Raw genomic sequence first — 11,334 nt, 5'->3', positions numbered from 1 at the left:
CTTCAAAGGAAGCCGCATGCTCGAGCCGATCATCCCCCTCGTCCTGTTTGCGATCGTTGCCACGACCACGCCCGGCATCGCCACGACCTTGTCGACGGCGTCCGGCGCGCAATTCGGCTTTCGCCGTTCGGTCCCTTTGCTGGTCGGCAGCGCCGCCGGCCTCGCCACGGTGACGGGAGCGGCCGCTGGCGGGCTCGCCGGCCTGCTGCTTGCGGTGCCCTCATTGCAACTGGCGATGAAGGTCGTCGGCTCGCTCTATCTCGTCTGGCTGGCGATCAAGATCGGTCGCAGCGGACCGCCCAACCTGGACGTCACCATGGCCAGTCCGAACAGCTTTCTCGGCGGTGCCGGCATTCAATGGATGAACCCCAAGGGCTGGGCGATGGGGCTAGGCGCGGCAGCCTCGTTCGCGGCCTTGGCCAGCGGCCCGCTGCAGCTTGCGCTGCTGCTAGGCGCCACCTTCGGCTTGGCAGCAGCTGCCTCGCTGTCGCTTTGGTGCGTGGCCGGGATGCTGCTTGCCCGGCTGCTCAAGACAGAATGGCAATGGCGCGCGCTCAACATCGTGCTGGCGCTGGTGCTTGCCGCCTCGACCATTCCAATGTGGCGGTCGGCCTGAACGCCAACCGCCACACACGGGCTCAAGCCGCGTAGCGTGCCGCCGGCTTGTTGGCATGCAGGCTGCCGTAGAAGGCTTGGCGCGCGCCGAGGAAAGTGTCCAGCTTGGTGGCGTCGGCAAGCCCCGGCACGGTAACCGTTTCGCCCTTGGCCAGGCCGACAAGTGCGGCATCGACCAGATCGTCCGCCGTCATGACGATCTCCTGCGGAAGGCTATCGATATCGCTGCCGGCGATCTCCCAGAAATCGGTCCGGGTCGCGCCTGGCAGCACCACCTGCGCTTTCACCTGCGTACCCGCAACTTCGCGCTGCAGGGCTTCGGTGAAGTTGACGACATAAGCCTTGGTGCCGCTGTAGATGCCGCCGAACGAGGTGTCGAAGGCAAGCACCGAGGCGATGTTGACGATGGCGCCACGGTTGCGCGCCACCAGACCTGGCAGCACGGCACGGGTCAGCCGCGTCAAGGCGATGACATTGACCTTGATCATGCGCTCGACGGCGTCGGCATCGGCTGTCGCCACCACCTGCTGGCCGCCAATGCCGGCATTGTTGACCAGCACCGTCACGCTGTCGTCGGCGGCGATCGCCTGCTCGACGCGGCGGACATCATTGTCGTCGGCGAGATCGGCGCTGATCACGCTGACCTTGCGGCCGTAGGCATAGCGCAGCTTCTCCGCCAGTTCCTCGAGCCGGTCGGCGCGCCGCGCCACCAGCAGCAGGTCATAGCCCTGCCCTGCCAGCCGATCCGCATAGACCGCACCGATGCCCGCCGAAGCTCCGGTGACCACCGCCGTGCCCTTGTTGCTCTGTCCACTCATTGTCCTGTTCCTTCTTCGACTGATTGCTTCGCTTCGACTTTTGCCGCCGGCACCGTGGGCAACTGCCCTTGCCTTGCCGCCAAAGCCATCTGATTTCATTTAGTGGCATATACCACTATCCTTGAAATAGGCATATGCCACTATCTTGTCAATGATCGGGACTGAGATTATTTAGGGGTAAGCGGTCGGGCGTGATGCAGCCGTCGCCGAGAGAAAGAGCCGAGAGAAAAACATGTCAAAAGATGCCCTACCCGGCCTGACGCTGTGCAACAACGCCATGCTGCGTCGCGCGGCACGCAAGCTCGGCCAGTATTATGATGATGTGCTTGCGCCTTCGGGCCTCAAGGCCACGCAGCAGGGCCTGCTTTACCAGATCCATATCGGCAACGAGCCGGCGATGGGTGCCATTGCCGCGTCCCTGATCATGGACCTGTCGGCGCTTGGCCACACGCTGAAGCCACTGATCCGCGACGGCTATGTCGAGACTTTCGCCGATCCGGACGACCGCCGCATCAAGCGCGTGCGGCTGACGCCGCAGGGTCTGGTCAAACTCGATGAGGCGATGAAGCTGTGGCACGTCGCCCAGCAGCGTTTCGAGGACGTGGTCGGCAAGGATCAGGCGGCAAAACTGCGCGCTGCGCTGGATGACATCGCCGCGCTGGATTTCGAGCTGCCGCCGGCCAGCTAAGGCAGCCGACGGGCTTCCGAGAAGACTACTCAGCCGGCATGGCAACCGGCCGCGCCGCCCAGCGACCGGCCAGCACGATGCCGAGCCCGATGATCGGGAAGGCTGCGGCGACCAGGCCGAGATCGGCCGGCGCGCCGTAGCGCAGCACGGCGCCCCCGACCACGGCGCCCAGCGCCACGCCGAGATAGAGCGCCGAGCCGTTGAGCGACAGCACGATCGGCGCGGCGTCGGGCGCCAGCTTGATGATACGGCTGGCCTGCGCCGGCGGGAACGCCCAGCCGACGATGCCCCACGGCACCATCATCGCCATCAGCGCCGGCCCGGCAATGTGGGGCGGCAGGAAGGTCGGGATGACCGACAGCATCACCAGCATGGCCGCACTCAGCGTCAGCGACCAGCCGACGGTGCGCGTAGCGCCAAAACGGTCGGCTGCCTGGCCGCCGGCGATGTTGCCGATGACGGCGCCGACACCGAAGGCGAGCAGCATGCCGGGCAGCGCGATCTGGCTGAGCCCGCCGCCCTCGATGGCGAGCGGCGCGACATAGGCAAAGACGGTGAAGGCGCCGGTCAGCGCCAGAAGCGTCGTCAGGAGGATCGGCATCACGCCGGGCCGCAGCGCCGCTGCCAGCCTGCGCTTCAGGGGCAGCCTGGTGCCGACGATGCCGCGCGGCAGCCGGTACCAAAGGATCGCGCCGGCAAGCGCGCCAAGGCCGGCAATGGCGTAGAACGTGCCGCGCCAGCCGGCGAAGGCAGCGACCAGAGCGCCAAGCGGCGCGCCGACCGCGACGGCCACCGTGGTGCCACCGACGACGACGGCAATGGCGCGGGCCCGGTGATGGTCATCAACCAGCGCCACCGCCGTGCCTTGCGCGGTCGCGGCGAACAGGCCCGACGACAGCGCCATGACGATGCGTGCGATCAGCAGAAGTTCGAAGGAGGAGCTCAACGCGGCGGCAATGTTGCCGATGACGAAGAACACCAGCGTCCACRGGATGACACGGCGCCGGTCCCATTCGCCGGTCAGCGTCGCCAGGATCGGCGTGCCCACCGCATAGGCGAGCGCAAAGGCGGTGATCAGCGTGCCGGCCAACGGAATGGAGATGCCCGCGTCCGCCGCGATGTCCGGCAAAAGGCTGGAGATGACGAAGCCTTCGGTCGAGATCGTGAACGATCCGAGCGCAAGCCAAAAGAGGCGTTTGTCCATGGGGCGTGTCCTTAGTTCAAAAGTTATTGAACAATTGGACATGACAGGGCATGATGTCAATGAAGCCAGGGAAAAATAGCAGCACCCTCCTGACAGCCCTGTGTCAGCACAGTCGGTCAGCACGGATCGCAACGGAAGAACGGCGCGTATGCGCAGAGCAGGATGGATGCGTTGAAATCGGCCCGAACTGTGCTTAGTTTCCAGCCATGACCTTGCCACACCCCAATACCGACCAGATCAGCCTGCCGATCGTGCTCGGCGTGCTCGGTGACCCGACGCGGCTCGCCATCGTGCGCTATCTCGCCAGCAAGGAGGGCGTGGCGCTGAACTGCAGCCAGTTCCTCGACCTCGGCTCCAAGACCAATCTGAGCTATCATCTGGCCAAACTGCGCGAGGCCGGGGTCACCCGCGCCGAAGTCGTTGGCACCAACCGCATGATCACGCTGCGTCGCGCCGACCTCGACGCCCGCTTCCCCGGCCTGCTCGACAGTGTCATCGCCGCCGCCGGAGACGATCCCGCGCTGCCCGCGGTCGGTGGCCACGATCTTGAAGTTTCCGCCTGACCCTTGCAGGAATTGGGTTCCTCGCCCCGCATAGCGGGGAAAGAGAAAACGCTGCCCCACGTTCGGAGCCACCCAAGATGCGCATCGCCGTCCTCGCAGATATCCATGGCAATGTGCTGGCGCTGGACGCCGTGCTTGACGATCTGAAGCAGCGCGGCGGCGCCGACCTGACCGTCAATCTCGGCGACAGCGTTTCCGGCCCGCTGTGGCCGCGCGAGACGTTTGCGCGGCTGGAGGCGCTCAACCTGCCGACGGTGCGCGGCAACCACGACCGCCGCGTCGCCGCCGATCCGGCCAGTGACGAGATGTGGCCTTCCGACGCCTATGCGCAGCAGCGGCTGACGCAGGCGCAGCGCGAGGCGTTGTTCGCGCAGCCGCTGACGCTGGAGATCGCGCCCGGCATCATAGCCTTCCACGCCCGTCCCGACCATGACGAGAAATATCTGCTCGATGCGATCACCGATGGCCAGCTGGTGCGCGCGCCATTGGCGGCGATCCGACGGCGGCTGAAGGCGCTCGACCCCGCCTGCCGCATCGCTCTGTGCGGCCACAGCCACCGGCCTGAGCTGATCCGCATTCCCGGTGGTCCGGTCGTCTTCAATCCCGGCAGCATCGGCTGCCCCGCCTATGACGATGCGACGCCACCGGCGCATGTCTCGGAGCAGGGCTCGCCGCATGCGCGCTACGGCATCGTTACCTTAGGCAGCGCCGGCAAGCCCGACCGCTTCGAGGCCATCGCCGTCGATTACAACCGCGAGGCGGCGGCCAGACAGGCCGAACAGGCGGGACGCCCGGAATGGGCCCACGCGCTCAGGACGGGGTTCATGCCGGGCTGAGCGTAGCTCATGCCGGGCTGAACTCGTTGATGCCGCCAGCCTCCCTGACCCGTAAACTTGCAACGCCAAGCCGCCGCGGCTAGACACGAAATGCCCTCAGCCAGGCCGGGAGGATTGACCTGGCGAGGGGATCAGCTGGGGCTTCGCAAGGAGCAGCAGGGTTTCTCCCGTCCGCCCAGCACCATGGTTCGCTCGAATTTTCGGGCTTACATGGCGGCGCGTCGTCGCTTATAAAACCGGCCGGGCATGCGACGGGCTCGATCCGTCGCGTGCACGGTGTCTTTGAGTATCAGCGCACGGCCAAATGATGAGGCGCACCGTTACGCTCCGAACAACCCTGCATGCGCTGATTGCGGCTCCGCTTCTGATGGCGGCCTGGCCGGCTGTTGGCCCCGCCATGGCCGAAGAATCGCCGGATCTCGTCATCTCCATCGTCACCGGCCTGGCGCCGGATGACCTTCTCAATATCCGCACAGCAGCATCGCCGGTCGCCACGGTCGAAGCGCGTCTGGCTGGAGGCGCAAGCGTCACCAATCTCGGCTGCAACGACGTCAACGGCAACAAATGGTGCAAGGTCGAGAGCATGGGCAAGGACAAGCTGAGCGGATGGGCGCCGGCGCGCTACCTCATCCCCCTCAATCCGGCTCCCTATGTCGAAGGCCAGGCAAGACCGGCCGACGCACCGATGGTCGCCTCCACTGGCAATGAGGCCGATCAGGCATCGGCGCTGGACAAACCACAAACCGGCGACCCCGCCAAGCCCCAGCCGCCGATCGCACCGCCGCCCGACCTGGCGGCGCGTCTGGGTGGCGCGGGTCCGGAGGCTGGCGCCGAAAGCACGCAGAAATCAGCCGTCGAAATCGGCCAAACGGCCATGCGGGATGCCTACGGCCTGGCCTTCGCGGTGCAGGAAAACCCGACGACCGGCGAGATCGAAAAGCCGCCGGCCGCGGCATCCATTGCCCCGCCGCCTGACTCACAAGCCGTCGCGCGGCTGGAGCCGCCATCTGAGCATGCCACCCCATCTGACCACGCCACCAATGAAATTCCCTGCGCCCGCTATGTCGGCGAGCCGATGACCCGCTGCGCGGTCAGCGTCATGCGCGCCGGCACGGACAATGCCGACGTCACCGTCACCTGGCCCGACGGCGGCACCCGCGTCATCTCCTTCGTCGCCGGCAAGCCGGCCGGGTCCGACGGGCAGAGCGACTTCCGCTTCACCCGTGAAGGCAGCCTGAACATGATCCGCATCGGCGTGTCCGAACGCTTCGAGATCACGGATCAGCTGGCGCTGGGGGATTAGTCTTAGGGGAGTAAGGGAGTAGGGCAGTAAGGCAGTATGTTTGCAGCGCGCTCCAAACTCTACCTACTCCCCTACTCCCCTCATTTTCGGGGTTACATCGGGCAAAACTCTTCCCTATAAGGCCCTCCTAGCCTGATACCAGAATCGCGAGCACAACCGGCCGGGTCTTCCCGTCCCGGTTTTTTGTGCAAGCCGCCCGCCGAACGGAACTTATCGCCCATGCCAAGACGCACTGACATCAAGTCGATCCTGATCATCGGGGCCGGCCCCATCGTCATCGGCCAGGCCTGCGAGTTCGATTATTCCGGTACCCAGGCCTGCAAGGCGCTGAAGGAAGAGGGCTTTCGCGTCATCCTGGTCAATTCCAACCCGGCCACCATCATGACCGACCCGGAACTGGCCGACGCCACCTATATCGAGCCGATCACGCCGGAAGTCGTGGCCAAGATCATCGCCAAGGAGCGGCCCGACGCGCTGCTGCCGACCATGGGCGGCCAGACCGCGCTCAACACCGCTCTGTCGCTGCGCCGCATGGGCGTGCTCGACCGTTACAATGTCGAGATGATCGGCGCTGACGCCACAGCGATCGACAAGGCCGAGGACCGCGCGCTGTTTCGCGAGGCGATGAAGAAGATCGGGCTGGAAACGCCGAAGTCGATGCTGGCCAACGCCACCGACGTCAAGAACACCGACCGCAAGACGCACGAGGCCGAGCGCGCCGCGGTCAAGGCCGAAGCCCCGGCCGATCTCGACGCCGCGCTCGACGCGTTGGAAACCCGCTGGAACCTCGGCGAAGGCGACCGCAAGCAGCGCTACATCAGCCACGGCATGGCGATCGCCGCCCAGGCGCTCGACCATGTCGGCCTGCCGGCCATCATCCGTCCGTCCTTCACCATGGGCGGCACCGGCGGCGGCATCGCCTACAACCGCGCCGAATTCTACGAGATCGTCCAGTCCGGCCTCGATGCCTCGCCGACCACCGAAGTGCTGATCGAGGAAAGCGTGCTCGGCTGGAAGGAGTATGAGATGGAGGTCGTCCGCGACAAGGCGGACAATTGCATCATCGTCTGCTCGATCGAGAACATCGACCCGATGGGCGTGCACACCGGCGATTCGATCACCGTCGCCCCTGCCCTGACCTTGACCGACAAAGAATATCAGATGATGCGCAACGCCTCGATCGCGGTGCTGCGCGAGATCGGCGTCGAGACCGGCGGCTCCAACGTGCAGTTCGCCGTCAACCCGGCCGATGGCCGCCTGGTGGTGATCGAGATGAACCCGCGCGTCTCGCGCAGCTCCGCCCTGGCTTCCAAGGCGACCGGTTTCCCGATCGCCAAGATCGCGGCGAAACTCGCCGTCGGCTACACGCTGGACGAGCTGGAGAACGACATCACCGGCGGCGCCACGCCGGCCTCGTTCGAGCCGTCGATCGATTACGTCGTGACAAAAATCCCGCGCTTTGCCTTCGAGAAATTCCCCGGCGCCGAGCCGGTGCTGACCACCGCCATGAAGTCGGTCGGCGAAGTCATGGCCATCGGCCGCACGTTCCAGGAATCGCTGCAGAAGGCGCTGCGTGGTCTCGAAACCGGCCTGACAGGTTTGGACGAGATCGAGATCCCCGGCCTCGGCCATGGGACCGCGATCGCCAACCATGCCGACGACCGCAACGCCATCCGCGCCGCACTGGGCACGCCGACGCCCGACCGGCTGCGCATGGTGGCGCAGGCGATCCGCATGGGCACCTCGCTGGAAGACGTGCACGCCATGTGCAAGATCGACCCGTGGTTCCTCGAGCAGATCGCCGGCATCGTCGCCATGGAAGCCCGCATCCGCGAGCACGGCATCCCCGGGGATGCCGTCAATCTGCGCATGCTGAAGGCGATGGGTTTTTCCGACGCCCGCCTGGCATCGCTGACCAGGACCGACATCGAAGTGATCGCGAAGGTCCGCGAAAAGCTCGACGTTCACCCGGTCTACAAGCGCATCGACACCTGCGCCGCCGAGTTCGCCTCGCCCACCGCCTACATGTACTCGACCTACGAAGTGCCGTTCGCCGGCCACCTCGCCAACGAGGCGCAGGTCTCGTCGCGCAAAAAGGTCGTCATCCTCGGCGGCGGGCCGAACCGCATCGGCCAGGGCATCGAGTTCGACTATTGCTGCTGCCACGCCGCCTTTGCGCTGCGCGACGCCGGCTATGAGGCGATCATGATCAACTGCAACCCCGAGACCGTGTCGACCGACTACGACACCTCGGACCGGCTCTATTTCGAGCCGCTGACGGCGGAAGACGTGCTGGAGATCCTGCGCGCCGAACAAGCCTCGGGCGAACTGGTCGGCGTCATCGTCCAGTTCGGCGGCCAGACGCCGCTGAAGCTGGCGGATGCGCTGGAGAAGGCCGGCATCCCAATCCTCGGCACCTCGCCCGACATGATCGACCTCGCCGAAGACCGCGACCGCTTCCAGAAGCTGCTGCACAAGCTCGGCCTCAGCCAGCCGAAGAACGGCATCGCCTATTCGGTCGAGCAGGCCCGCCTCGTCGCAGGCGAGCTCGGCTTCCCGCTGGTCGTGCGCCCGTCCTATGTGCTCGGCGGCCGCGCCATGCAGATCATCCATGACGAGGGCATGCTGCAATCCTACCTGCTCGACACCGTGCCCGGCCTGGTGCCGGAGGACATCAAGCAGAAATACCCCAACGACAAGACCGGCCAGATCAACACGCTCCTGGGCAAGAACCCGCTGCTGTTCGATACCTATCTCTCGGGCGCCATCGAGGTCGATGTCGATTGCCTCTGCGACGGCAAGGCAACCTTCGTCTCCGGCATATTGGAGCACATCGAGGAGGCCGGCATCCATTCGGGCGACAGTGCCTGCTCGCTGCCGGTGCACTCGCTGCCTTCGGAGCTGGTGGATGAGCTGGAGCGCCAGACGGCGGCACTCGCCCGCGCGCTCAATGTCGGCGGCCTGATGAACGTGCAATATGCGATCAAGGACGGCACGGTCTATGTGCTGGAGGTCAACCCGCGCGCATCACGCACCGTGCCCTTCGTCGCCAAGACCATCGGGCGGCCGATTGCCAAGATCGCCGCCCGCATCATGGCCGGCGAGACGCTGGAAGACGCCTTCGCCCATTACGGCGCCATGCCCGACCCCAGGAACCCCGGCCACATCGCGGTCAAGGAAGCCGTGTTCCCCTTCGCCCGCTTCCCCGGCGTCGACATCTTGCTCGGCCCGGAAATGCGCTCGACCGGCGAGGTCATGGRCCTCGACCGCGATTTCGCGCTGGCCTTCGCCAAGAGCCAGCTGGGCGCCGGCGTCGACCTGCCACGCTCCGGCACGCTGTTCGTCTCGGTGCGCGACGAGGACAAGAAGGGCATATTGCCGGCGGTGAAGCGCCTCGCAGGTCTCGGCTTCAAGGTGATGGCAACCTCAGGCACGGCCCGCTTCCTCGCCGAAAACGGCGTCGTCGCCGAGAAGATCAACAAGGTGCTGGAAGGCCGCCCCCACATCGAGGACGCCATCCGCAACCGCCAGGTCCAGATCGTCTTCAACACGACTGATGGCCAGAAGGCGGTGTCGGACTCAAAATCGCTCCGCCGCGCGACGCTGATGCAGAAGGTGCCGTATTACACGACGCTGTCGGGCGCTGCCGCGGTAGCGGAGGCGATTGCCGCGCTGAAGGCGGGGAGCCTCGAGGTCAGGCCGCTGCAGGAGTACTTTGCCTAGAGCGAAGCCGCGGCTGCCATGGCTTCGGCATCGGCGTCGTAATTCCAGACCCAGGCGCGTTCCTGCGGCTGAGCGTCAAGCTTGCGGTCGCGGGCATGCAAGTCGCCGCTGGATGCGTCATAGCGAGCACCGTTCATGCGCGCCATGCGCTGGACGCCGGCAGTCCGCTCGCGCCGCAGCTGCTCGTAAATCAGCAGCGCCCGTGGGGCTGACTTGCGGTCTGCGTGGCTCAGCACCGTCGCCAAGGCAACCGCGTCTTCGATGGCCTGATTGGCTCCTTGTCCCAAATGCGGCAGCATTGGGTGGGCGGCGTCGCCCAGCAGGGTCAGGCGTCCGCGAGTCCAGGTTGCGAGCGGCTCACGATCGAACAGGCCCCACCTAAACGTCGTTTTCAGTTGGGCAATGACCGTCTCGACCATGGGGTCCCAACCGGCGAACTCCCGGGCAAGGGCGGCGGGATCGCCCCGTGCCGACCATGACTCCTTCATCGGCTCGTCAGTCGTCACAAAGCCGACGTAGTTGATGAGCAGGCCGGCGCGCACCGGATAGACGAGAAAATGCTTGCCTGCACCAAGCCAGTTGCGCATCGCTCCCGGCGGCCACGAGACACCAGCCGCCGGGATCACCCCTCGATAGGCGACCGATCCCGAATAGAGCGGGGCGGACGGGGCAACTACGAACTGCTGAAGGGTAGAATGGATACCGTCAGCCGCGATCACGACGTCGGCCGTGGTGCGCAAACCATTGGCGAAAGTGATGACGGCCTGCTCATCGTCCTGTTCGAAGCCGATACATCTGTGGCCGGTCTTCACACTATCGGCAGGTAGCCGATCGACGAACATTGCCAGCAAATCGGCGCGGTGCATGCCGTAGAACTCGATTTGGCTGGCAAGCTCGGGGGGCCACATCGCAGCCGCATAGGATCCATCGGCGCGACGAAACTGTGGGTCGATCCATCTGGCGCCCGAGCGGATCAGCTCGTCACCGAGGCCGAGCCGCCGAAGCATCCGGACACCGTTCGGTTGGATCACGACGCCGACGCCGACCTCGGCCAGGGCCGTAGCCTGCTCGTAGAGACGGACGTCCATGCCACGTTGAAGCAGGGCGGCAGCAGCGGCGGCGCCGCCGATGCCGCCGCCAATGACTGCCACACGTAGCGGGCTCGTGCTCATTGCTCCGGCTCGTCAAGCATGGTCAGCCCTTGGCGCGTGCCGCCACCCGCGGCCGCCCGTGAATATTGGCAGCCTAGCGCCGGCGCACAGCGCAGGCAAACGGCGATCATGTTGTAAGGGGTGCGTCGTCGCCGAGAACAAGGTGCTGGAAAGCCGCCCCAACATCGAAGACGCCATCCGCAACCGTCAGGTGCTGATCATCTTCAACACCATGGGCGGACAGAAGGCGGTGTCGGACTCCAAATCGCTGCGCCGCTCACGCCACCGCCACGCACTCGATCTCGATATCAAACTCCATCGGCCATGACGCCACCGGCACGAAGCTGCGCGCCGGCGGGTTGATCGAAAAATACTTCGCATAGACCCGATTGATGGCGTTGTAGAAGCCGGAATTGACGGCGTAGATGCGCAC

Annotated in this window: 10 protein-coding genes; 6 read left to right on the top strand and 4 right to left on the bottom strand. The window is 65.6% G+C overall.

The genetic code is table 11. The features are described 5' to 3' along the window. Positions 1 to 16 precede the first annotated feature (16 nt). Positions 17 to 616 (top strand): LysE family translocator, encoded by a 600-nt coding sequence (locus ACXJ7R_RS15055; RefSeq protein WP_457152524.1) that lies wholly within the window; start codon positions 17 to 19, stop codon positions 614 to 616. A 22-nt stretch (positions 617 to 638) separates the two neighbouring features. Here ACXJ7R_RS15055 and ACXJ7R_RS15050 read toward each other — a convergent pair whose 3' ends face one another. Beyond that, positions 639 to 1,433, bottom strand: a complete 795-nt coding sequence (locus tag ACXJ7R_RS15050; RefSeq protein WP_457152522.1) for an SDR family NAD(P)-dependent oxidoreductase — start codon at positions 1,431 to 1,433, stop codon at positions 639 to 641. A gap of 232 nt (positions 1,434 to 1,665) precedes the next feature. Here ACXJ7R_RS15050 and ACXJ7R_RS15045 point away from each other — a divergent pair, with 232 nt between their 5' ends. Next, complete coding sequence (locus tag ACXJ7R_RS15045) at positions 1,666 to 2,121, top strand: MarR family winged helix-turn-helix transcriptional regulator (RefSeq protein ID WP_457152521.1); 456 nt, start codon at positions 1,666 to 1,668, stop codon at positions 2,119 to 2,121. A 25-nt stretch (positions 2,122 to 2,146) separates the two neighbouring features. Here the strand turns inward: ACXJ7R_RS15045 and ACXJ7R_RS15040 are convergent, their stop codons facing one another. Further along, positions 2,147 to 3,325, bottom strand: coding sequence for an MFS transporter (locus ACXJ7R_RS15040; protein WP_457152520.1), 1,179 nt, complete (start codon positions 3,323 to 3,325; stop codon positions 2,147 to 2,149). Between the two features lie 206 nt (positions 3,326 to 3,531). On the opposite strand from ACXJ7R_RS15040, the gene ACXJ7R_RS15035 reads away from it, so the two are divergent. From ACXJ7R_RS15035 to carB, 4 genes are all read left to right on the top strand, one after another. Beyond that, positions 3,532 to 3,888 carry an ArsR/SmtB family transcription factor gene (locus ACXJ7R_RS15035; protein WP_457152519.1) on the top strand — a complete coding sequence of 119 codons (357 nt, stop codon included), beginning with the start codon at positions 3,532 to 3,534 and terminating at the stop codon, positions 3,886 to 3,888. A 77-nt stretch (positions 3,889 to 3,965) separates the two neighbouring features. Then, on the top strand, positions 3,966 to 4,724 hold the full coding sequence (locus tag ACXJ7R_RS15030) for a metallophosphoesterase family protein (protein ID WP_457152518.1): 759 nt from the start codon (positions 3,966 to 3,968) through the stop codon (positions 4,722 to 4,724). 397 nt (positions 4,725 to 5,121) lie between these two features. Further along, positions 5,122 to 6,027: an SH3 domain-containing protein gene (locus ACXJ7R_RS15025; protein WP_457152517.1), complete on the top strand. Its 906-nt coding sequence runs from the start codon at positions 5,122 to 5,124 to the stop codon at positions 6,025 to 6,027. Positions 6,028 to 6,246: 219 nt separating this feature from the next. Next, entirely contained in the window at positions 6,247 to 9,750 is a 3,504-nt protein-coding gene (gene carB, locus ACXJ7R_RS15020; RefSeq protein WP_457152516.1) for a carbamoyl-phosphate synthase large subunit, read from the top strand. On the opposite strand, the gene ACXJ7R_RS15015 is transcribed toward carB, so the two are convergent. Next, on the bottom strand, positions 9,747 to 10,922 hold the full coding sequence (locus ACXJ7R_RS15015; protein WP_457152515.1) for an FAD-dependent monooxygenase: 1,176 nt from the start codon (positions 10,920 to 10,922) through the stop codon (positions 9,747 to 9,749). The two genes, carB and ACXJ7R_RS15015, sit on opposite strands and share 4 nt — an antisense overlap. A 256-nt stretch (positions 10,923 to 11,178) precedes the next feature. Next, on the bottom strand, positions 11,179 to 11,334 hold a 156-nt coding region (locus tag ACXJ7R_RS15010), incomplete at its 5' end, for a RidA family protein (RefSeq protein ID WP_457152523.1).

This window comes from Mesorhizobium sp. P5_C1 (genome assembly GCF_054049815.1).
Note: the sequence above shows the minus strand (reverse complement) of the source record. Positions and strands in the feature narration are given on the sequence as shown.